Origin of the sequence: Moraxella nasovis, from assembly GCF_022701215.1 — a bacterium.
In the GTDB taxonomy this organism is placed as follows: Bacteria; Pseudomonadota; Gammaproteobacteria; order Pseudomonadales; family Moraxellaceae; genus Moraxella; species Moraxella nasovis.
Genome location: NZ_CP089976.1, coordinates 1,746,744 through 1,768,802, shown reverse-complemented (window position 1 = coordinate 1,768,802; position 22,059 = coordinate 1,746,744). Strand labels below are relative to the sequence as shown.

Annotated in this window: 19 protein-coding genes; 13 read left to right on the top strand and 6 right to left on the bottom strand. The window is 42.9% G+C overall.

The window, feature by feature from the left end:
* Positions 1 to 522 precede the first annotated feature (522 nt).
* The 3 genes from LU293_RS08630 (at position 523) to mnmC1 (ending at position 3,479) form a co-directional block, all read left to right on the top strand.
* Positions 523 to 1,149: an inner membrane-spanning protein YciB gene (locus tag LU293_RS08630; RefSeq protein WP_242747351.1), complete on the top strand. Its 627-nt coding sequence runs from the start codon at positions 523 to 525 to the stop codon at positions 1,147 to 1,149.
* A gap of 130 nt (positions 1,150 to 1,279) precedes the next feature.
* Positions 1,280 to 1,585, top strand: coding sequence for a YciI family protein (locus tag LU293_RS08625; protein WP_242747350.1), 306 nt, complete (start codon positions 1,280 to 1,282; stop codon positions 1,583 to 1,585).
* Positions 1,533 to 3,479: an FAD-dependent 5-carboxymethylaminomethyl-2-thiouridine(34) oxidoreductase MnmC1 gene (gene mnmC1 / locus LU293_RS08620; protein ID WP_242747349.1), complete on the top strand. Its 1,947-nt coding sequence runs from the start codon at positions 1,533 to 1,535 to the stop codon at positions 3,477 to 3,479. Before LU293_RS08625 ends, mnmC1 begins: the two co-directional genes overlap by 53 nt.
* A 31-nt stretch (positions 3,480 to 3,510) precedes the next feature.
* Here the strand turns inward: mnmC1 and LU293_RS08615 are convergent, their stop codons facing one another.
* Both LU293_RS08615 and gpmI read right to left on the bottom strand, forming a co-directional pair.
* Entirely contained in the window at positions 3,511 to 4,797 is a 1,287-nt protein-coding gene (locus tag LU293_RS08615) for a S41 family peptidase (protein ID WP_242747348.1), read from the bottom strand.
* Positions 4,798 to 6,354: a 2,3-bisphosphoglycerate-independent phosphoglycerate mutase gene (gene gpmI, locus LU293_RS08610; RefSeq protein WP_242747347.1), complete on the bottom strand. Its 1,557-nt coding sequence runs from the start codon at positions 6,352 to 6,354 to the stop codon at positions 4,798 to 4,800.
* A gap of 369 nt (positions 6,355 to 6,723) precedes the next feature.
* On the opposite strand from gpmI, the gene LU293_RS08605 reads away from it, so the two are divergent.
* Complete coding sequence (locus tag LU293_RS08605) at positions 6,724 to 7,083, top strand: hypothetical protein (RefSeq protein WP_242747346.1); 360 nt, start codon at positions 6,724 to 6,726, stop codon at positions 7,081 to 7,083.
* A gap of 23 nt (positions 7,084 to 7,106) precedes the next feature.
* Here the strand turns inward: LU293_RS08605 and hutC are convergent, their stop codons facing one another.
* Positions 7,107 to 7,814, bottom strand: coding sequence for a histidine utilization transcriptional repressor HutC (gene hutC, locus LU293_RS08600; RefSeq protein WP_242747345.1), 708 nt, complete (start codon positions 7,812 to 7,814; stop codon positions 7,107 to 7,109).
* A gap of 224 nt (positions 7,815 to 8,038) precedes the next feature.
* On the opposite strand from hutC, the gene hutU reads away from it, so the two are divergent.
* The 7 genes from hutU (at position 8,039) to LU293_RS08565 (ending at position 16,056) form a co-directional block, all read left to right on the top strand.
* On the top strand, positions 8,039 to 9,751 hold the full coding sequence (gene hutU / locus LU293_RS08595) for a urocanate hydratase (protein ID WP_242747343.1): 1,713 nt from the start codon (positions 8,039 to 8,041) through the stop codon (positions 9,749 to 9,751).
* Between the two features lie 128 nt (positions 9,752 to 9,879).
* The gene (locus LU293_RS08590; protein WP_242747341.1) at positions 9,880 to 11,220 is read left to right on the top strand and encodes a YjiH family protein; all 1,341 of its coding nucleotides are present in this window, start codon (positions 9,880 to 9,882) and stop codon (positions 11,218 to 11,220) included.
* An 80-nt stretch (positions 11,221 to 11,300) separates the two neighbouring features.
* Positions 11,301 to 12,854: a histidine ammonia-lyase gene (hutH, locus tag LU293_RS08585; RefSeq protein WP_242747339.1), complete on the top strand. Its 1,554-nt coding sequence runs from the start codon at positions 11,301 to 11,303 to the stop codon at positions 12,852 to 12,854.
* Between the two features lie 71 nt (positions 12,855 to 12,925).
* Positions 12,926 to 13,936, top strand: coding sequence for a formimidoylglutamase (gene hutG / locus LU293_RS08580; protein ID WP_242747337.1), 1,011 nt, complete (start codon positions 12,926 to 12,928; stop codon positions 13,934 to 13,936).
* The gene (locus LU293_RS08575; protein ID WP_242747335.1) at positions 13,929 to 14,195 is read left to right on the top strand and encodes a CPCC family cysteine-rich protein; all 267 of its coding nucleotides are present in this window, start codon (positions 13,929 to 13,931) and stop codon (positions 14,193 to 14,195) included. The genes hutG and LU293_RS08575 overlap by 8 nt, the downstream gene beginning before the upstream one ends.
* A gap of 15 nt (positions 14,196 to 14,210) precedes the next feature.
* Positions 14,211 to 15,428 (top strand): imidazolonepropionase, encoded by a 1,218-nt coding sequence (gene hutI, locus LU293_RS08570; RefSeq protein ID WP_242747334.1) that lies wholly within the window; start codon positions 14,211 to 14,213, stop codon positions 15,426 to 15,428.
* Complete coding sequence (locus LU293_RS08565) at positions 15,421 to 16,056, top strand: 4'-phosphopantetheinyl transferase family protein (RefSeq protein ID WP_242747333.1); 636 nt, start codon at positions 15,421 to 15,423, stop codon at positions 16,054 to 16,056. The genes hutI and LU293_RS08565 overlap by 8 nt, the downstream gene beginning before the upstream one ends.
* 53 nt (positions 16,057 to 16,109) lie before the next feature.
* On the opposite strand, the gene LU293_RS08560 is transcribed toward LU293_RS08565, so the two are convergent.
* The 3 genes from LU293_RS08560 to LU293_RS08550 are packed head-to-tail and all read right to left on the bottom strand — an operon-like array spanning position 16,110 to position 18,629.
* Positions 16,110 to 16,913, bottom strand: coding sequence for a M15 family metallopeptidase (locus LU293_RS08560; protein WP_242747332.1), 804 nt, complete (start codon positions 16,911 to 16,913; stop codon positions 16,110 to 16,112).
* Between the two features lie 47 nt (positions 16,914 to 16,960).
* Positions 16,961 to 18,046, bottom strand: coding sequence for a tRNA pseudouridine(13) synthase TruD (locus LU293_RS08555; RefSeq protein ID WP_242747331.1), 1,086 nt, complete (start codon positions 18,044 to 18,046; stop codon positions 16,961 to 16,963).
* 22 nt (positions 18,047 to 18,068) lie between these two features.
* Positions 18,069 to 18,629, bottom strand: coding sequence for a DUF1543 domain-containing protein (locus tag LU293_RS08550; protein WP_242747330.1), 561 nt, complete (start codon positions 18,627 to 18,629; stop codon positions 18,069 to 18,071).
* 292 nt (positions 18,630 to 18,921) lie between these two features.
* Here LU293_RS08550 and LU293_RS08545 point away from each other — a divergent pair, with 292 nt between their 5' ends.
* Both LU293_RS08545 and ppk2 read left to right on the top strand, forming a co-directional pair.
* The gene (locus LU293_RS08545) at positions 18,922 to 20,691 is read left to right on the top strand and encodes an acyl-CoA dehydrogenase C-terminal domain-containing protein (RefSeq protein ID WP_242747329.1); all 1,770 of its coding nucleotides are present in this window, start codon (positions 18,922 to 18,924) and stop codon (positions 20,689 to 20,691) included.
* A 178-nt stretch (positions 20,692 to 20,869) separates the two neighbouring features.
* Entirely contained in the window at positions 20,870 to 22,012 is a 1,143-nt protein-coding gene (gene ppk2 / locus LU293_RS08540) for a polyphosphate kinase 2 (RefSeq protein WP_242747327.1), read from the top strand.
* Positions 22,013 to 22,059 lie beyond the last annotated feature (47 nt).

Sequence of the window (22,059 nt, the reverse complement as noted above, 5' to 3'; positions counted from 1 at the left end):
CCGCCAGAAGTGCGGTTGCACAAGCCATCTCAATCAAAAACTACGACAATCAATTTACAAGACTCAATTCAGTATTGATGGTTGCTGATAAAATTGGGGCGATTTTAGTTAGTGTCATCATTGCGTCTTTATTTGCGTTATTGCAAGTTAATTATCTTGTTTTGCTCTCTTTATTGATATTGATTGCTTCTAATTTTTATTGATAAGATTTAAAAAATACGAATCAATCAATACCACCAAAGTACCAAAAGAACAATCATCAACAACACCCAAAAATTTTGGTTGGTTCTTCTCTCATCGCATCGCCTTTATCACAACTTATGCTTTGGTTGTTACAATTGTCATCATGGCTGGCAATACCATAAATAAGGCTGTTGTATGCCAATGGTGATTTATGTGTGCTTTTTGATGAATGATGAATGTGCTGTGGCTCATTAAATTTAACAATAACCCCAACAAAAAGCTGATTTTTCCCCCAAAACCATGTAAAATACCTCCTTTATTTCACGCAAAAAATACCCCATGAAATCCTTACTTGATTTTATCCCACTCATCGTTTTTTATGTCTTATACAAAAAAACAGACAAAACAGATGCAGACCACCCCCTTTTGACCATATTTGGGCTAACAGGGGGCGTAGATAATAATCACATCTTGGTTGGAACCTTAGGTTTGGTGCTTGCTACCATACTTGTTTATGGTTATTTGTTTGTCAGTCAAAAATTTCGCCTAGAAAAACAGCAATGGTTCGTACTTGCCATGACGATTGTCTTTGGCGGTCTAACCCTTGCCCTATCAGACGACTACTATATCCGCCTAAAAGCAGTACTCATCAACCTTGCTTTTGGTCTGGGGATTGCCATCTCGCCCATTTTTACCAAAGACCGCAAGCCTGTGGTAAAAAAACTATTTGACCCCATCTTAAATTTAAACAGTCAAGGCTGGGTAAAATTAAACTTAGCTTGGGCTGGGCTATTTATCGTCATGGCAGGATTGCACGGCTTTTTTGCCTTTGTGTTCATGGGGGGTGAATACTGGGGCGACTTTGCCGCCTTTGGCGATGTGATTGTCATGATGACATTTATGGCAGGTATGTTTGTGGTATTGCGTAAGCATTTTAAATTAGATGAAACCGCCATTAAAAAATAACGGATTGAAACTTTTGGAGTGTACCTACCTTTTGTATTTGCAATGAAAAATGCGAAAAATGGGGTTAAATACAAGACAAACAAGTTTCATGCCAATAATCGCCCCACATCAAAGATAACAAGGAAATATTATGCCCTTATTTGCCATCATCGGACATGACACAGCTGACAGCACCGCCAAACGTAGTGAGCTAAGACCTGCTCATTTGGCACGACTAACCGCCCTACACGCCCAAAATCGCCTTGTCATCGCAGGTCCGACACCCATCAATCACGGCGAGCCTGCCATGAGCGGTAGCCTGATTATTGCTCATTTTGATGATCTTGAACAGGCACGAGCTTGGGTAGATGACGAGCCTTATCTGCATGGTGGTGTATATAGCCATGTGGACATCAAGCCCTTTATCCAAGCCCTACCCAAAAACGACAATGACTGACACACTAAGCGTTGCCACTATCCAATGGCGGACTGACCATTTGGGTAATACCGTGCCTGTCTCCACAGCATTTGATGATGTATATTTCTCAAAGGCGGGTGGGCTTGATGAAAGCCGTTATGTGTTCTTACAAGGCAACGATTTATCACATCGCTTAGGCAAGCTTAGTGAATACGATGAATTTTGTGTAGCAGAGACAGGGTTTGGCACAGGGTTGAATTTTTTGGCTTTATGTCAGCTTTGGGGGCAGCTTAAGCAGCAAGGTAAACTTGCCAACCACGCCCGCTTGCATTTCATCAGCACCGAAAAATTCCCACTCACCAAAGAGAATCTGACTTTAGCCCTAAACGCTTGGCAAGATAATGATGGATTATCGTTTTATATTAATAGCTTGCTATGTCAATACCCGCCATTACTAGCAGGCTGCCACAGACTTACGATTGATGATGACATCACCTTAGATTTATGGTTTGGCGATGCCAAGGCAAGCTTTGATACACTACTAAAAACCAAGCCTAAAGGAGCGGGTGTTCACGCTTGGTTCTTAGACGGCTTTTCACCAAGCAAAAATAGCGAACTGTGGTCACCTGCACTGTTTGACACCATTGCCAAGCTGTCTGCCGATGGAGCAAGTCTTGCCACTTTTACTGCAGCAGGTTTTGTGCGTCGAGCCTTGGTTGATGTCGGCTTTTTAGTCACAAAAGTTAAAGGATTTGGGCATAAGCGTGAAATGCTCACAGCTCATATCACTAAGCCCCATCAAGCACTTAACAAACTTGACAAACCTAAACACGTCGCTATCATCGGTGCAGGCATTAGCGGATTGTGTTTGACTCATAGCTTAGCCTTACGCGGCATTCAAGTAAGTTTAATTGATAAGCAATCACCCCTTGCTGGAGCTTCTGGCAATCCAAGAGCCTTACTTGCTCCCAAGCTTACTCTAATTGAAAAAGCTAAAGACCATTTGCCAACTGTTGGGTTTTTATATGCCGAACGGTTTTATAGGCAGTTTAATAATACCGACCAGACGGTTTTTAATAATACTGGCGTGATTGATTTTCTAATGCCGACTAAAAAAAGCACCGAAAAACTACGGTCTCTTATTAGTCCTTATCCTGATGAGCTTATCTATGAGATAAAAGATAAGACCTTTTTGGAACATCAAATCAATGCAGCTATCCCAAAGGCTGGCTTAGTCAGTCCGCGCGCATTTATGAATGCTGTACTAACAGACCCTTTGATTAAGTTTATCAAAGCAGATATAAAGCAAATACGCCATGGTAGTGACGTGCATTTAATAACAGATGCTGGTGAAATCTTAGCGGATGCTGCAGTTATTTGTAGTGGATTTGAGAGCCATCTACTGTGTGATGAGCTGTTTAATTGCCGTAAAATCCGTGGTCAAGTATCTTGGCTAAAGCTATCACATGATGATAATCACGCACAGCTACTACCACGCACGCCCATTAAATACGATGGCTATTGTGCAGCTTTTGACTTAGAAGATGAATCTCATCTCTTAATGGGGGCAAGTTTTGTTAGAAATTGCACAGACACGACAGTAACTGATGATGAGCATACATTTAACCTAGATAAGCTAGCCCAAGCTCTACCAAGCCTAGCCGATAAACTAGACATCACACCAAGCACACTTTCTGGCAGAGCTAGTATCCGTGCTCAGACACCTGATTATCATCCGATTGTCGGTCAGGTAGCAGATGACTTATACGCCATGTATGGTATGGGTTCTAAAGGGTTTAGCTTTGCCCCACTATGTGCTCAGATTTTAGCTTCATATATTTGCGGGTCTTTTATTCCTGTTAGTGAGACGCTGTTAGATAGCCTTTCGCCAAAGCGTCCACGATTGCAGACACCCTTAAATGAAAATTTTTAATGCAAGGTTATGCTTTTGCATTTACCAGCCACTAAAATCCACCAACTGGCGTAAACTCCACGCCTTTGGCAAGCTTAGCTTTTTCCATCAGTGCTAAGGCACGCTCTAGCCAATCATCTACCCTATCGTCGCTTGTGTTTTTTGGGAAATTCACGTCAGCTTTCACGCCAACGCCATCAATTTTCACACCTTTAGCAGTCAGATAATGAGCGGTGGTCAGCTTGACTGCTTGACCGTCTCCTAACGGTATCACCGACTGCACTGATCCCTTACCATAGCTTGATTCACCAACAATCAATGCACGTTTTTGCTCTTGTAAACTACTTGCTAGTACTTCAGATGCTGATGCTGAGTAGCGATTTTGCAGAATCATCAGTGGCAACTCATCAAGCAGCGGTGAACGGGTAGTTTTTAAGACGCGATTTGAGCCATTTTTACCTTGTATTTGGGTAATCGTCTGATCACGCATAAACAGCGATGCAACATCAACAGCAGACTCTAACACGCCACCTGGGTTATTGCGTACATCAATGATAATCCCTTGGACTTTATCCACGCCAGTCAAACCCTGTAAAATCTGCTCTCTGGTATTGTTTTGAAAAACAGGTAACTTAATGATAATGACACCGTCTTTACTTAGCATCTCAATTTGGCTTTTTTTTGGGTGGTTACGCACAAGGCTAACAGTACGCTTTGATCGCCCAGATTTTGAAAGCACAACAGCAACCTCAGTATTTAGGATACCGCTTAAAAGCTGTGCCACATCATTATCAGTCTGAGAGCCATCAAGCTGTATATCGCCAATTTTATGGATAAAATCACCCTCTTCGACACCCTCACTCATCGCACTCATACCATCTACCACCCGAGTAACGACCCATTGCCCCTTGTCTTTTTGCCACGTCGCCCAAAGTCCGACATCAGCAATATCACCGCTTGTAAACGACTGCAAATCAGCATAGTTTTCGGCATCTAAAAAATCAGCGTGACTGTCTACTTTTTGGAGCATACCACGAATAGCATACTCAAACAGCTTCTCATCACTAAGATTCTCAGGGTATTCACGTCTCACCAAGTCCACAACTGCCACAAATGTCTTTAACACTTCAGGCGAAATGGTATTTAAGGGTACACGACCTTGGTGTAAGCCATCAATGCCATGCAGCACGTCAGGCTCACCCCCTAAAGCCTGTAATGCTGGGTTTACTGTCTCGTCATAGCCATCATTTGGGCTTACTTGTGCGACTGCAGACACTGACATCACGCCATAAACTGCAGCCACAAGGGTTAGTTTTACAAAGTTTCCCAAAGTCATCATCTACGACACCAATAAAGACGTACCGCTCATCTCATCAGGTTTTTGCATACCCATCAAATCAAGCAAAGTTGGGGCGACATCACATAACTTGCCACCATCACGAATCGTCACAGCGTTATCACCCACATAAATAAATGGCACAAGCTCAGTCGTATGCTGAGTATGCACCTGACCACTGTCATAATCTTGCATCTGTTCACAGTTGCCATGATCAGCTGTAATGAGTAGATGCCCATTCATCAGCTTTACTGCCTCAACAATCTCACCAATACAAGCATCGACCGCCTCGACCGCTTTCACCGCTGCATCAAAGACGCCAGAGTGACCCACCATATCGCCATTGGCATAATTGACAATCAGCACATCAAACTTGCCAGATAAAATTGCATCTTTTAACTTATCAGTCACTTCAAATGCACTCATCTCAGGCTTTAAATCGTACGTTTTAACATCTGGGCTGTTTACTAAAATACGTTCTTCGCCATCATAAAGCTCTTCTCGACCGCCGCTAAAAAAGAAAGTTACATGAGCGTATTTTTCAGTTTCGGCAATGCGAAGTTGGGTTTTGTTATGGTTTTGGAGATACTCACCTAATGTATTGGTAAGGCTTGTGGGTAAATAAGCAATGCTCGTTTTAGCATTATTTTCTAAGTCATCTGAATACTTTGTCATCATCACAAAAGCTGATAAGGTTGGCGTGTAATGACGCCCAAAGCCATCAAAATCATCACTAACAAATGCTTGGGTAATTTCTCTTGCTCGATCAGCACGAAAATTCATAAAAATCACGCCATCATTATCAGCAATAATGCCGTTATCATCAATAATGGTGGCTTGGATAAATTCGTCCGTCTCGCCTGCCTCATACGCCAAATGTACAGCTTGTAAAGCGGTGCTTGCTGTTCTGACAGCTTTTGCTTCGGTTAAAAGCTCGTAAGCAGCCTCCACTCTATCCCATCGCTTATCTCGATCCATCGCAAAAAAACGCCCAATCACACTAGCAATGCTAGCCACTCCTTCAAACTGAGCATTTAGCGTCTTTAAATAATCTTGTAAATCAGTCACATATTTATCGGCTGACTTGGGCGGTGTATCACGACCATCTAAAAAGGCATGAACAAATACCTGCAAAGCTCCCTGCTGTAAAGCAAGCTTGCACGCTGCCTTAATATGCTCAATATGGGCGTGTACCCCACCATCTGACAACAAGCCTAAAATATGCACCGCACCTTCATTGTCATTGGTTGCTTTAACAGCATCAACCAGCGTTTGATTATCAAAAAACGCACCTGTATTAATGTCATTCATAATGCGGGTAGAATCTTGATATAAAATACGCCCCGCCCCAAGATTCATATGCCCCACTTCAGAGTTACCAAACTGTCCATCAGGTAATCCGACATCCATACCAGAACCACTAATAAGACCGTTAGCATAGGTGGCTTTTAGCTTATCTAGGTTTGGGGTTTTGGCTGCCAAAACAGCATTATCTTGCTCATCTTCTCGGTGTCCAACACCATCTAGAATCATCAGTACATGGGGAATCTTAGTCGTCATAATAAAGCCTTTATGTATTAGATTTTAGGTCATTGTAGCATAAATTTAAGTTAAAAATAACCACTTAGTAAGGCGATTTTAATCATCTACTCATTCATAAAATGCTCGTGCAACGTACAACTTTTAACTGCCTGATTGACAACATAACTTTATCTTTACAAAATAACCACAAATAGCCATTGCATTCGTCTTTTATTTTAGGCACAATAAGATAGACTCTTATTTAAAGTGTGTGAAACTTTTGTATTTGCCACAAAAACGCTTAAAACACTATCAAATAATTTTAAGCGTGTTATTGATTTTAAAAGTGTTGCATTTTAAAAGTATGACAAAACTTTAATATACTGTTATATTTATCAAGGAAATCTAATGAAAACTCAACATAAAGTTATCTCGGTTATCGCTATTGCCACCGCCTTAACAGCTTGCCAGACTGCTCCAAGCGTTCCTGTTATTGAACGTCCAAATAAAGTCTTTGAGACGATAGGTTATGGCAAAACTAAGCTAAGTGCTCGTGATCAAGCATTGACTTACGCCAAATCACAATGTGGCAATGCTCACACACCCATCATTATCAAAGATTCACACCAGTATCATGGCGTGCTTGATGAAAAAGTTGGGCGTGTTGCTGATCAAGCCATCAGCGTTCTTGGTGGTATTCTTGGTAAAAGTGCCAGCATCTCTCGTGATGATGATTATGAATACACCGTAACATTCCGCTGCGAATAATTCATGAAAGCCAGTAGTTTAAGCTACTGGCTTTTTTCAAGCTCTCCACCAAACTCAAAACGCTCACCATCATGCCACATCTGCACATAAGTCACGACTTTATCTCCTGAATAAGTGTAGCGACTAAGACGTAATGCAAGACCACTTTGACAATTTAGCCACTGAGCGATATCGCTTGGGCAATGCACCGCTTGGATAAAATACCGACCCTTTACCAACGGCACATGCTCAATTAAGTAATCACTGGTATTTACCCTATTAAAATCTTGGTTTTTAAAGTCTGGTACTAACGTTAAATCCACATAACGCACTTCCACCTGTAAAGGCACATCATCTCCAAAATGAACTATAACCACTTCAAATACATCTTGAGAGCCATCAAAAACCCCTACTAAAAACTCTGGAACATCATGCCTGCTGATTGATCTTTTACTAATGACTTTAGCGTGGTATCTTTTGCCTGTGCTTTCAATGTCATGGCGAATGTTATGCACTGTCACAAAAGTATGGCTAAACTGCCTTTGGGAAACGAACGTTCCAGAACCCTGCTTGCGTGTCAAGACGCCATCACTGGTAAGTTCATTTACTGCACGATTAACGGTCATGCGAGACACGCCAAAAGCTGTCGCAAGCTCGTTTTCACTAGCAATAGGCATACCTGCTCGCCATATTCCGTGATGAATTTGGTATAAAATATACTCTTTGATACGTTGATAAACAGGTTTTGGCATGATGGGCGTCTTGTGTGGGTAAAATATGATGGCATCAGTAATGCTAAAATTTTGCCATCAAATTATTATAAAAGCGTATTATACCAAAATTTGCACCCAACATAAAAAATCCCTTGCATAACCATCAAAACTTTGTTAAATTAAGCAAAGTTGTCTATACAACTTTATTTTTATCAACTGACAAGCATCTTATTTGACTCACTCAAATTTATAAAAGGACGACCATGAGCAAATTCACTCGCACCGACAGCACTCGCACCATCAAAGCCCCCACAGGCTCAAAGCTAACCTGCAAAAGCTGGCTGACCGAAGCCCCTTACCGCATGATTCAAAACAACCTGCACCCAGATGTCGCCGAAAACCCCCAAAGCCTTGTGGTTTATGGCGGTATCGGACGGGCGGCTCGTAATTGGGAATGCTATGATAAGATTTTGCAAAGTCTAAAAGATTTGGAAAATAACCAAACCCTACTCATTCAATCAGGCAAGCCTGTGGGCGTGTTCAATACGCACGCCAACGCCCCAAGAGTACTGATTGCCAACTCAAACCTTGTGCCACGCTGGGCGACTTGGGAGCATTTTAATGAGCTTGACCGCAAAGATTTATTTATGTATGGACAAATGACGGCTGGCAGCTGGATTTATATTGGCACACAAGGCATTGTACAAGGCACTTATGAGACCTTTGCCGAAGCAGGTCGTCAGCATTTTAACCCCACAGGCGACAAGTCAAAAGACAACTGGCGTGGTCGCTGGATTTTGACCGCAGGACTTGGTGGTATGGGTGGGGCCCAGCCTTTGGCGGCAACTTTTGCAGGGGCGGTATCGCTTAATATTGAATGCCAACAATCTAGCATTGATTTTCGTCTAAGAACAGGCTATGTGGATAAGCAGGCTCGTGATTTAGACCACGCTTATGAACTCATCAAAGAACACACCGACAAAGGCGAAGCGGTGTCTATCGCCCTGCTTGGCAATGCTGCCGAAATTCTACCAAAGATTGTAGAGCGTGCCAAAAATGGCGAGATAAAGCCTGATTTTGTAACCGACCAAACTTCTGCCCATGACCTTATCAATGGTTATTTGCCGATTGGTTGGACGGTAGATGAGTGGAGAGCAGCACAAGCCGACCCTGCCCAACACGAACGCTTAACAAAAGAAGCAGCAAAATCCTGTGCCATTCATGTACAAGCGATGTTAGATTTACAAGCGATGGGTGTGCCTGCTACCGATTATGGCAACAATATCCGCCAAGTTGCCTTTGATGAAGGAGTTAAAAACGCCTTTGATTTTCCTGGTTTTGTGCCTGCTTATATTCGTCCGTTATTTTGTCAAGGCAAAGGACCGTTTCGTTGGGTGGCATTATCAGGCGACCCAGAAGATATTTATAAGACTGACCAAAAAATCAAAGAGCTATTCCCTGACAACACTCATGTCCACAACTGGCTTGACATGGCAAAAGATCGCATTCACTTTCAAGGTCTGCCTGCTCGCATTTGTTGGCTTGGGCTTGGTGAGCGAGATAAAGCAGGCTTGGCATTTAATGAAATGGTCAAAAATGGCGAACTAAAAGCCCCCATTGTCATCGGACGAGACCATCTAGACACAGGCTCTGTGGCAAGCCCCAACCGTGAAACTGAAAGCATGAAAGACGGTACGGACGCTGTCTCTGATTGGGCGTTATTAAATGGTATGCTCAATGTGGCAGGCGGAGCAACTTGGGTATCGCTTCATCATGGTGGGGGTGTCGGCATGGGATACAGTCAGCACTCTGGCATGGTGATTGTGGCAGATGGCACCGATGAAGCTGCTGCACGCCTTGCCAATGTTTTGGTCAATGACTGTGGTAGTGGGGTTATGCGTCATGCCGATGCTGGCTATGAGCTTGCCATCAAAACTGCCAAAGAATATGGTTTAAAGTTGCCGATGGTAGAGTAAGGAATGCTTGATAAATACGACTGTCGTGATAATAAAACACCCTTAAAACGACAGTCTGTTTTATCAACAATAAATACCGCTGGCGTGTATTTATCCTAAAATATACGCCCAGTTATTAAAGGATTAACATGATGAATAACAACCAAACGACATCAAAGCGTTCACAAAAATCCACTTCACTTGCCATCATACAGATGATTGGATTTAGCTTTCTTGGCATTTTGTTGTTTTTTATACCATTTGAATTGGGTGGCAAAACCAGCATTGCATTTGATCATCTTGCCAGTTATTTGGTAAAAGAACAACGTACTTTGGCAGTTGTTTTGTTGTTTTTGTTGATGATTTATGGCGTGATTGAACCATTCTTGGCAGGCACATGGAAAAAGAACACCACCACCAAAATCTTAACTTTATTAAAAATATTGGGTTTAATCTTAGCATCTTTGTACATCACAAACTTATTGCCGATGAGTCTCATGGAAAAAGACATGATGCCGTTTTTGTTTGAAAAGCTGGCATTGTCAGTTGGTATGATTGTACCCATTGGAGCATTGATGCTGTCATTTTTGTTAGGGTTTGGATTGCTTGAACTGATGGGTGTCATCATGCAACCTGTGATGAAGCCATTGTTTAAAACACCAGGTAAATCTGCCATTGATGCGGTGGCATCATTTGTTGGTAGCTACTCGGTAGCACTACTCATCACCGACCGCGTCTATCGCCAAGGAGAATATTCTGCCAAAGAAGCGGTCATTATTGCCACAGGATTTTCTACCGTTTCTACGGCATTTATGGTAATTATTGCCAAGACCTTAGAATTGATGGCGTATTGGAATATTTATTTTTGGACGTGTTTGCTTATTACTTTTGTGGTAACTGCCATCACCGCACGCCTGCCGCCCATTAGCAGGCTTGATGATACGCACGCCAAGACAGATGATTACCCATACCCAACAAGCAACCGACTCAAACAAGCTTGGCAAATGGGCGTTAGCGTGGCTCAAGATGCCCAAAGCCTACCAAAGATTTTGTGGTTAAATTTGTTTGATGGCATTAAAATGGCAGCAGCGATTGTACCATCTATCATCGCCATTGGGCTACTTGGTCTGTTATTGTCTAAGTACACGCCTGTATTTGATATCCTAGGATTGGCATTATACCCCTTTACTTGGGCAGGCGGACTTGACTCTCCGATGTTTGTCGCCAAAGGATTATCATCAGGGCTTGCTGAGATGTTTTTACCAGCCCTACTTTTAGCCAAGCAAGACATATTGACTCGCTATGTTACTGCGGTGGTGTCGGTGTCGTCCATTATTTTCTTTTCGGCAATGGTGCCTTGTGTACTAGCGACCAGCATTCCAATTTCTGTTGCCAAAATGGTGATGATTTGGTTTATTCGCACAGCATTAAGCATTTTATTAGCCTGTTTGATTGGGCATTTAGCGATAATTTTTGGTTTATTGGCATAGCTGATTTTAACTAAAAACCTTTAACACTTGAAAACTTTTAACTTCATTTAACACGACTTTTTACTTTATTGAGGAATATCATGCAACAAATCAACCTAACCCCACGCCATCTCACCTTTGCTGATTTACGCAAAATTTATGACAATCCTGTCAAAATCACGCTTGACCCATCGGCTTATGACACGATAGACCAATCTCGTCAAGCGGTGGAGCGTATCATCGCCAAAGACAAGGCAGCTTATGGCATTAACACAGGTTTTGGGCTGCTTGCCAAGGAACGTATCAGCGATGATGAGCTTGAGCTTTTACAGCGTAATTTGATTTTATCCCATTCTGTTGGCACAGGCGAGCGTCTGCCTGATGGCGTGGTGCGTCTGATTATGGTCATGAAAGTATCTAGCCTTGCCCAAGGTGTGTCTGGGGTTCGCCGTGAAATCATTGATGGAATTTTATCACTCATCAATCACAACATCATACCCAATATTCCTGCCAAAGGCTCGGTGGGGGCAAGTGGCGATTTGGCACCGCTTTCGCACATGACACTGGCATTGCTTGGTGAAGGAGATGTGTTCGTCAATGGCGAAAAAATGAACGCCAAAGAGGCCCTATCGCAAGCAGGCATACAGCCAATTGTGCTTGGGGCAAAAGAAGGCTTGGCACTCATCAATGGCACGCAAGTCTCCACCGCCCTTGCCATTCGTGGTTATTTTATGGCGATGGATTTATTAGCAGCAGCGACCGTTGTCGGTTCACTTTCTATTGACGCTGCCAAAGGCTCAGACACGCCTTTTGATGCACGCATTCATGAAGTGCGTGGTCACCATGGGCAAATCCAAATTGCCAAAGCTCACCGCCATCTGATTGACGGCAGTCAAATCCGTGCGTCCCACCATGTCGATGATGACCGCGTGCAAGACCCTTATTGCCTACGCTGTCAGCCACAGGTAATGGGGGCGTGTTTGGATTTGATTAACCAAGCTGGCAAAACCTTGTTGATTGAAGCCAATGCCGTAACCGACAATCCGCTGATTTTTAACGATAACGACAACCCTGTTGCTCTTTCTGGTGGTAATTTTCATGCAGAGCCTGTGGCATTTGCTGCCGATACGCTTGCCCTTGCGATTAGCGAGATTGGCTCTATGAGTGAACGGCGTGTGGCACTACTCATTGACGCCACCTTATCAGGCTTACCTGCCTTTTTGGTCAAAAACGCAGGGCTAAATTCTGGCTTTATGATTGCCCATGTAACCGCCGCTGCTTTGGCAAGTGAAAATAAATCACACGCCCACCCTGCTTCTGTAGACAGCATTCCTACATCCGCCAATCAAGAAGACCATGTGTCTATGGCGACTTATGCAGGACGCAGATTGTTTGAGATGGCACATAACACCGCCACCATCGTTGGCATTGAGCTACTTGCAGCAGCCCAAGGGGTAGATTTTCACGCCCAAGATAATCTATCAACATCTGCCAAGCTACAACACGTCCACCAAACATTACGCCAAACTGTACCACATTATGACAAGGACCGCTATTTTGCCCCTGACATTGAACACGCCAAACAGCTTGTACTATCTGGCGACTTATTGAGCGAATGGGCGGATTTGCGAGCAGATTGGTTTACCAATATTTAACTTTTAATTAAAAACCCAAAAGGGCGAAAAATCTCGCCCTGACATTGATTAAATAAGCATTAAAATACGCCATGGCTCACACACAGCACACCCCCTTTAACCCTAAGTACTATACTGGACGCACCGACCCCCACGAGACAGGCAGAGCAATCTATTGGCACAATGTGGTTCATGCCTATGAACGTGAGCCTATTTGTCTTGTCGGCTTTGCGTGCCATCAAGGCGTACGGCGAAATCTGGGACGAGTGGGTGCAAAATCTGCCCCCAGTATCATTCGTGAATTTTTTGCCAAATTGCCCATCACATCAGACATTCAAGACACATCTTATGAGTTACAAAACTTGGTTGGCGATATGGGCGACATCGTCTGCCATGATGATGACAAAATCACACCCAATAGTCTAGAACAAGCCCAGCACGCTTACGCCAATCAAATCACCCAAGTTTTAAGCAACAACGCCCTTGCTGTGGGCTTGGGCGGGGGGCATGAGATTGCTTATGGCTCATTTTTAGGCTTGTATCAGCACTTGCAACATCAAAAGCGAAACCAAAAAATCGGCATCATCAATTTTGATGCTCATTTTGATCTGCGGACAGACGAATACGCCACATCAGGCACGCCTTTTTTACAGATTGCTGATGTATTGGGCGATGATTTTTGTTATTTTTGTGTGGGAATTAGCCGTTTTGCCAACACTGCCAGTCTGTTTGATAAAGCCAAACAACTTGGCGTGGGCATGATTTTTGACGACGACTGCCATCGCCTGTCTTATGATGAGATTTGGCAAAAGATGACAGATTTTATCAATGTCATTGATGTACTATATATCACGGTGGACTTAGACTCTCTGCCAGCGTCCGTCATGCCTGCGGTCAGTGCCGTTAACGCCAAAGGAATAGCACTTGATTTAGTGGAGTTTTTACTCACCAAACTCATAGATACAGGCAAGGTTCGGGTGCTAGACTTTGCTGAGTTTAATCCAAACTACGACATAGATGACCGTGGGGCAAAGGTGGTCGCACGGCTTTTGGCGGTATGTGTGGAGCGGTATTTATTGTTAAAAGGACAGGATAATGAATAATTTTGATGAAATTGTGTGTTATTGCTGTGGCTACCTTACCGTCAATGAGCGTGGTGGGTTTGACATCTGCCCTGTTTGTTTTTGGGAAGACGATTGGCTTGTTTCATCACCCGATGAAGTTTTACACCTGCCATCGATGGCAAACAACGGTTTAACCTTATACGAAGCCCGCCAAAATTATCAAAAATATAAAGTATTTGATTTAATGTATTTAACGATGGTAAGACCACCCTTAAAGACCGAACTACCAAAATCATAACAACAAGGACAACCCATGACCTTTGACACCCTAATCACCAATATCAATCTTGCCACTTTTAACAGCGAATTTGGCTTTTGTTGTGGTACGCCTTATGGTCAAATACTAGACACCAATATCGGCATTCAAGACGGCAAAATATCCTTAATTGGTGAATTACCCCAAGATTTCAGCACCAAAAACGTAATAGATGCACAAGGCAAATGGGCAACGCCTGCTTTGATAGACTGTCATACGCACGTGGTCTATGCAGGCAATCGCAGTGATGAATTTGAAATGCGGCTAAACGGCGTGGATTATAAAGACATCGCCAAAGCAGGTGGCGGTATTTTGGCAAGTGTTAGAGCGACCCGTGGGGCAAGTTTTGATGAGCTGTATGAGTATAGCGTGCCACGAGTGCGTGCAATGATAGCACAAGGCATTGGTACGATTGAGATTAAATCAGGCTATGGCTTAGATTTGCCAACGGAACGTAAGATGTTACAAGTCGCCCAAAAAATTGGAGAAGATTTTGGCATAACCGTCCAAAAAACCTACCTTGCCCTGCACGCCCTACCGCCAGAATATGCAGGAAAATCAGATGAATATGTTGAGCAGGCGTGTGCGTGGTTGCGTATTTTGCATGGTGAAGGCTTGGTGGATGCTGTGGACGCATTTTGTGAATCTATCGCCTTTGATGCTGCCCAAGTTGGCAGATTATTTGCTGTTGCCAAAGAACTTAATCTGCCTGTCAAACTACACGCCGAACAAATGAGCGATATGGGCGGTGGGGCTTTAGTAGCAGATTTTGGGGGATTATCTGCCGACCACATTGAATATCTATCAACTATGAGCATAGATAAGATGGCACAGGCAGGTGTCGTGGGCGTACTGCTACCGACAGCGTTTTATGTTTTAAAAGAAACCAAAAAACCACCCATTGACCAAATGAGACACAAAGGCATCAATATGGCCGTCTCTACCGACTGCAATCCTGGCACATCGCCTACAGTATCACTCTTGCTTGCGATGAATATGGCGTGTACCTTATTTGGCTTAACCTGCCAAGAAGCCCTAGCAGGGACAACGATTCATGCTGCCCGTGCGTTGGGGCTACAAGACACCAAAGGTCAAATTAAAGTTGGTATGGATGCTGATTTGGCGATTTGGGACATTGACAGACCTGCCGATTTGGTGTATTTGATTGGTGAGCGTCGGCTTGATAGCTTGATTATTCAAGGAAAGCATGTCTAACATCCATCTACATCACAGGTCAATCGCATCCATCATTCAATTATATGGTGTTAATTCTCACCACCAGCCAGATGATGGATTTACCACGCCTGCACAACAACGGCTGATTCTTAGACAGTATCGCCAAGACACATTGGTAAAATTTTGTGAAAATCTAGGGTTGAACCGCCCTACTTTTGGCAAAACAGGTACAGGCAAGCCTATTTGTACAAATATTGACACACTGCATTTTAGCCAAAGCCATACCAAAGAACATTATGCGTTAGTCTGGACAAACGATAACAGTCGTATCGGTGTTGATCTTGAAAGCTTGGATAGAAAAGTGAACTTTAGCGGTATGGCACAGCGGTATTTTAGCCAAAATGAACAGCGGTATTGGCAAAATTCCCCAAACAAAGTACACGCATGGTTTGAGATTTGGACAGCAAAAGAAGCAGTGTTAAAAGCACACGGCTTAGGCATTCGGCTTAGGCTTGCCGAACTAGACACCAAAGCTGATAAGCTTATGCAACAAGGCATGGCATACCACCCAAAAATTGGGCGCTGGTTCTACCAAGCCCACATACTAAAAGAATGCCGTAGCATGGTTGCTATAGCAAGCGGTGATTTAGCTCATATTATCTTATAAATACAACGCATCAATCTGATTGCTTTAGCTTTTTAAAACTTAAGGCTGGCTATTTAATTAGAGCTTTTATCATCAACTAAGTCTTTAATCTCATCAATTACGCCCCTATTTTCATCAACTATCAGCGACTGGCAGGTGCGTGGCTCAAACAAATGCTTACCATACTCATCGCCAACATAACGCCAATGCCACGCTTCTTCTGAGACGCCGCTTTTTTTGGAATAATCTGCTGTAAAAGTCTGCTCCCAGCCAAACTTCTCGGCATTCTCCAATAACCAAGGATACGCCTTAGTCTTAACAAACTTCTCATCCACAGGGTAAAAATCCACCGCATAGCCTGTATGATGTTCTGAAAACCCTGCTGGCGATGACACAAAATAAATCTGCTCTGGCTTTTGCTTTTTGCGTATTTTATCATTGACAATCCAAGCTTGTTTTTTCACCGAGCGAAAAATAGATGCAGGATACAAGTCCACTTTATCTTTTTTTGCAGCTTTAATCATCTCAAGCAAGGGTTCTTTTACGTCTTTATGTATTTTTTTATTAGCATGACGCTTATCCCCAAACCCGCTCCAGACCAAGTCCGCCCTGCTTGCTTCATCGTAGGAAAAATGCCAAATACCCTGTGCCAACGCTTCAGGTGAGCATATCGGTGCGTCAGCATGTTTTAGATCAGCCGATTTTTCATCTTTTACTTTATCTAACGTTGTGATTACATCAGATGGCTCTTGAGCAGCAAAAGCTGTCTGCATGCCAAATATAGCAACCGCACACAGCCCACTTAGGCAGCCAAGTCTATAAATGACAACGTGGGCTAAATTACCCATCTGCATAATAGTTATTTTCTTTATGTTCATAAATGCACTCTGATTGGTTTACCTACTTAACTCACACTGCCACATATTCAAGACTGGATAAGCTCTGCCACGATTGCATCAAGCACCACAGTTGCAAAACTTCCTTTAGGTAAGTTAAATTCTAAGGTCAATATCTCATCATTTTGCCATTGCCACTTTAGATTGCCGATGAGCAGTCGTGTACTACGGCGTGCCATTTTTGCTTTGATGGCAACCAGCCCCTTAGTAAAGCTTGCGTATTTTTCATCATCTAAAATTGCCTTCTCAAGCGATAAGCAATCATCTGTCGCTAGGCTTTTTCCTGCACCAAACAGCGGTGCAGTCGGATGTATATCACCTTTTGATATCCGCTGGCAAATCTCATCGGTAATCTCACTTGTAAAAACCGAGCCTGTACCGTCCAAGTTAAACACGTCACCTGCAATGGCTTGATTCCACAGTCCAAGGGACACACGATAATCAAGCACAGCATTAAATAGCACGCTTCTAGCAGTGGAAATCAGCAGGGCATGGCGTTCTTGGTCTTTTTTGTAGGGTTTATAAGGCTTGCCCGTTGCTAAAATTTTTTCAAAAAATTGTTGTGATTTTTGGATATTTTGAGCATCAATGCCAAAACGCTGATCGCCAAAATAGTTAGGTACGCCTAGTGTAGCGATGGCGTGTAGTTGCTCATCAATTGCCTGCCGATTACCTTTGACTTCTCGTAAGGTTAAGTTAAAGTGATTTGTCTTATGTGTGCCACGACCCAGTTTTTTATGATGCCAATGCGTTTTGAGTAATGACACTTTTTCATCATCATTTAAAGCTTGGGTTTTGATAAATTTCTCAAAACTTATACTTGGCATGACCGACTTTGGGATAAGCAAGCTAAACCATTGAAAGGTTTGTGCTCGCCTATCTTTTAGCCCACTAAAGCCCACATCACGCACGCCTATATCTGCCCACATTGCCAAAAGTTTTGCAACAAAAGTGGTGTTCATATTTTCTTTAAAAACATACACCCAAAGATGCTCACCAGCCCCACTAAATTCTATATCTAACTGTTCTGTCACGATAAAATCAGCGGGCGTGGTTTTAAAATATGCCGATTCAATGGCAGGCAAATAAGGCTTGGCTTGGCAAATAGTAGTCATAAGTGGCAACTTTAATTAAAGGTTAAACAATCAATGATTTTCTTGGAAAGTAGCCAATCATCATCTCATCAGGCTGATGGCATACGCTTGGGGTTATTTGCAGACTTAGATTACCATGATGACCAGCAAGAACATCAGATACTGCATAGATTTCATCAATCATAACGCTGTGCTTATCGTCAATATGCGATGTCGCTGACGTACCTTCAATGTTAAATTCTCGATAAAAATCACTCTTTTTGGCGATGGCGGTCGCTTCATTCATGCTTTTAGCAATGATCAGCATTTTATGATGAAATTCTTCAAAATGGTTGGGCTTATAGCCGCCTAGATTAACAAAGAACAGCTGATAATCGCTCGCTAGTGCATCAGACTTTGGGACAACTGACACATCAAAGCCATCAACATAAGTAACCGTGCGATACGCATCTAAATGCCAAATGCCAGCCGCTTCTACCCACGATTTATCAACAACCGTCACAAGCTCAGAAATATCATCTGCCAAGCCAAATAATACATCATGCTGCTCAATTAGCCTACCCCTTGGTGTTGCTCCAATTTTTAGCATATATAATTTCATCATATTCCCCTTTATGTTAATAAGTAAGCTAAGTCACTTAGTCATATGGTAAATCAGCATTATACGTGCATTTGATTGATTTTTAAAATTTTTTTACCAAAATTAAAAAAATGACCCAACAGTCTAATCTACCACTTCACATGGCAATCATAATTCGCTACTATAAATTTACCGTGTAAATTAAACCTTATGATGTTGGCTCTTTTGCACGCTTGCACATTGTTTTGCTAAATGATGTCGTTACAATCAGATGACATGATTTCATCTTCATTTCCTAGGATACAAAGGACTTACTATGACGTTACATTATACCGCACCACTTGACGAAATGCGTTTCACCTTAAACGATGTGTTAGACATACCTACTTTTTGGCAAAACACGCCAAAGCTTAATCATGTGGACATGGATACAGTAAATCTGATTTTAGATGAGATGGCAAAATTTGCCACCGAAAAATTACTGCCCTTAAATCAATCTGGCGATGATGAAGGTGCCGTATTTTTAGGAGATGGTAAAGTAGCAACACCATCAGGCTTTCGTGAGGCTTTTAAGCAATACAGCGAGGCAGGCTGGATTGGACTTGGTGGTGATGTAAAATATGGCGGTCAAGGCATGCCAAAAACAGTTACCATGCTGACCGAAGAAATGCTGTTTTCAACCAACCAATCATTTGCCCTATATCCTAATTTAACCGTAGGGGCAAGCTTATGCTTACTTGGGTCAGCAAGCGAAGAACAAAAGAACACTTATCTTGAGAAGCTATACAGCGGTGCATGGTCTGGCACAATGTGCCTAACTGAGGCTCATGCTGGCACAGATCTTGGCATGATTAAAACTAAAGCCACACCAAGACAAGATGGCAGCTTTACCATTACAGGTACGAAAATCTTCATTACAGGTGGGGAGCACGACCTAAGCGAGAATATCATTCATTTAGTGCTTGCCAAAACACCAGATGCCCCATCAGGCTCAAAAGGCATCTCGCTTTTTATCGTGCCAAAGTTTTTAGTGAATGCAGATGGTTCACTTGGTGAACATAATGGCGTACAAGCAGGCTCTATCGAACATAAGATGGGCATTAAGGCATCGGCAACTTGCGTGATGAATTTTGATGGTGCAACTGGCTATATGGTTGGACAGCCTAATACAGGGCTTGCTTCTATGTTCATTATGATGAACTATGAACGTGTCACCATGGGATTGCAAGGCTTAGGGGCAAGCGTACTTGCCTACCAAAACGCCTGTGCTTACGCTAAGGAGCGTCTGCAAGGGCGTAGTGATGCTGGCATCAAAAACCCTGATAAATCCGCTGACAGCATTATCCATCATGCTGATGTTCGTCGTCTGCTCTTAAATACCAAAGCCAATAGCGTTGCTGCTCGTACATTTGCCATGTATGTCGCCAAGCATTTAGACATTGCCAAGTTTAGTGATGATAAAGCCGAACAAGCTGCAGCAAACATCAAAGTCGCCCTACTGACACCGATTGCTAAAGCCTTCTTAACCGATAAGGCGTTCGAAGCAACCATCGACTGCCAACAAGTCTTTGGTGGGCATGGCTATATCAAAGAATGGGGAATGGAACAAATCGTCCGTGATACTCGTATCAGTCAGATTTATGAAGGCACAAATGGCATTCAGTCACTCGATTTATTAGGTCGCAAGGTAATTAAAGATGATGGTATGGCGATGGCAAACTTTATCCTTGAAATTCATCAAGCAAGCGAATCACTGGGCGATAACACACTTAAAAGCACTGTACAAAATGCCTGCCATATCGTACAGACACTGACAGATAATCTTATCACTGCCGCCAAAACCGATCCGAACGCCATTAATGCCAGTGCCGTCAATTATCTGCACGCTACTGGCTATCTGTGCTATGCGTATATGTATGTTCTTATCGCCAAGGCGTGCGAGGGTAAATCAGATGAGTTTTATGTCAATAAGCGAAAGTTGGCAGACTACTTTATCACTCACATCTTACCTAACCTAGCCGCTCATGCTGATGTGGCAAAAGCAGGCTCAGACAGTATTATGGCGTTTGAGTCAGAGTTTTTTTAAATAGCAATTAGCCAAAACCACTCTTATGGGTGGTTTTTTATTGGATTATCAAATAAGTTTACAAGCAAGATATAAAATAGCTCTTTATTAAAGTACAAAGTGTACCGACTAAGTATTGTCAAAGTACCTTTGTTGTGCTAGCATAAGCTTAAACCCACAACGCCATTAAGGATAAAATATGACAACCACCCCAAAAGCTCCAACTCGGCGTAGAACCACCACGACAAGAAAAGCAGCTGCATCAAAGGCGACCGTCGCCAAAAAATCCACGCCAAAAGAGCCTGATAATACTGCCACTGCCGTAAAGACAGCTGACATTGGGGAATATCGTGATGATTTCCCAGATACGCTTAGCCGTCTAGAAGAGCTGGTGCGTCATGCTAGCAATGATGATTTGGTGGAAATCGGTCAGCGTCTGTCTGAATATCTACCAAATACCAATGTCGCCAACCAACTCAGTAGAGAAATGCGTGGCAATAAAGGCAAGGATATGGAGCTTGCCAATGATTGGCGAAATGGCGTGTATCCTTATAAAAACCGCATGAGTCGTAAAAATTACGAAGCCCAAAAATACAAACTTCAAATTGAACTGCTTAAGCTACAACGCCATGTTAAAGAAACTGGACAAAAAATCGTTATTTTATTTGAAGGGCGGGACGCCGCTGGTAAAGGCGGTACGATCAAACGCTTTATGGAGCATCTAAACCCACGTGGTGCTAGAGTTGTCGCTTTAGAAAAACCCACCGAAACTGAACGTGGTCAATGGTATTTCCAGCGTTATGTCAGAACCCTACCAACTTCAGGCGAGATTGTCTTATTTGACCGTTCTTGGTATAACCGTGCGGTTGTTGAACGTGTCATGGGCTTTTGTACTGATGATGAATACCACACCTTTATGGGGCAAGTGCCTTTATTTGAAAAAATGCTGGTAGAATCTGGCATTACACTCATTAAATTTTGGTTCTCGGTTAGTCGTGAAGAGCAGCGTATCCGCTTTGAACGTCGTGAGCATGACCCTTTAAAACAGTGGAAACTATCGCCTGTTGATAAAGCATCACTTGATAAATGGAGCGACTACACCGCAGCCAAAGAAGCCATGTTTTTTGAGACAGACATCAGCGAATCGCCTTGGATTGTAATTAAATCCGACTGTAAAAAACGTGCCAGACTAAACGCCATGCGTTATGTGCTAAACAAGTTAAACTACGAAGGCAAGGATAACGAACAAATTGGCAATATCGATCCTTTAATCGTGGGTCGCGCTGGTGCGTTATACGAAACTGATGAACACCTAGATCTGTTGAACAGACCCAAAAAATAAACAACCAAAAAAAATCCGTGCCATTTGGTACGGATTTTTTATCATTA

Bases quoted from the DNA above. Each gene is read 5' to 3' on its own strand.
- LU293_RS08630 (WP_242747351.1), top strand. From the start codon at position 523: ATGAAATCCTTACTTGATTTTATCCCACTCATCGTTTTTTATGTCTTA.
- LU293_RS08625 (WP_242747350.1), top strand. From the start codon at position 1,280: ATGCCCTTATTTGCCATCATCGGACATGACACAGCTGACAGCACCGCC.
- mnmC1 (WP_242747349.1), top strand. From the start codon at position 1,533: ATGTGGACATCAAGCCCTTTATCCAAGCCCTACCCAAAAACGACAATG.
- LU293_RS08615 (WP_242747348.1), bottom strand. From the start codon at position 4,797: ATGATGACTTTGGGAAACTTTGTAAAACTAACCCTTGTGGCTGCAGTT.
- gpmI (WP_242747347.1), bottom strand. From the start codon at position 6,354: ATGACGACTAAGATTCCCCATGTACTGATGATTCTAGATGGTGTTGGA.
- LU293_RS08605 (WP_242747346.1), top strand. From the start codon at position 6,724: ATGAAAACTCAACATAAAGTTATCTCGGTTATCGCTATTGCCACCGCC.
- hutC (WP_242747345.1), bottom strand. From the start codon at position 7,814: ATGCCAAAACCTGTTTATCAACGTATCAAAGAGTATATTTTATACCAA.
- hutU (WP_242747343.1), top strand. From the start codon at position 8,039: ATGAGCAAATTCACTCGCACCGACAGCACTCGCACCATCAAAGCCCCC.
- LU293_RS08590 (WP_242747341.1), top strand. From the start codon at position 9,880: ATGATGAATAACAACCAAACGACATCAAAGCGTTCACAAAAATCCACT.
- hutH (WP_242747339.1), top strand. From the start codon at position 11,301: ATGCAACAAATCAACCTAACCCCACGCCATCTCACCTTTGCTGATTTA.
- hutG (WP_242747337.1), top strand. From the start codon at position 12,926: ATGGCTCACACACAGCACACCCCCTTTAACCCTAAGTACTATACTGGA.
- LU293_RS08575 (WP_242747335.1), top strand. From the start codon at position 13,929: ATGAATAATTTTGATGAAATTGTGTGTTATTGCTGTGGCTACCTTACC.
- hutI (WP_242747334.1), top strand. From the start codon at position 14,211: ATGACCTTTGACACCCTAATCACCAATATCAATCTTGCCACTTTTAAC.
- LU293_RS08565 (WP_242747333.1), top strand. From the start codon at position 15,421: ATGTCTAACATCCATCTACATCACAGGTCAATCGCATCCATCATTCAA.
- LU293_RS08560 (WP_242747332.1), bottom strand. From the start codon at position 16,913: ATGAACATAAAGAAAATAACTATTATGCAGATGGGTAATTTAGCCCAC.
- LU293_RS08555 (WP_242747331.1), bottom strand. From the start codon at position 18,046: ATGACTACTATTTGCCAAGCCAAGCCTTATTTGCCTGCCATTGAATCG.
- LU293_RS08550 (WP_242747330.1), bottom strand. From the start codon at position 18,629: ATGATGAAATTATATATGCTAAAAATTGGAGCAACACCAAGGGGTAGG.
- LU293_RS08545 (WP_242747329.1), top strand. From the start codon at position 18,922: ATGACGTTACATTATACCGCACCACTTGACGAAATGCGTTTCACCTTA.
- ppk2 (WP_242747327.1), top strand. From the start codon at position 20,870: ATGACAACCACCCCAAAAGCTCCAACTCGGCGTAGAACCACCACGACA.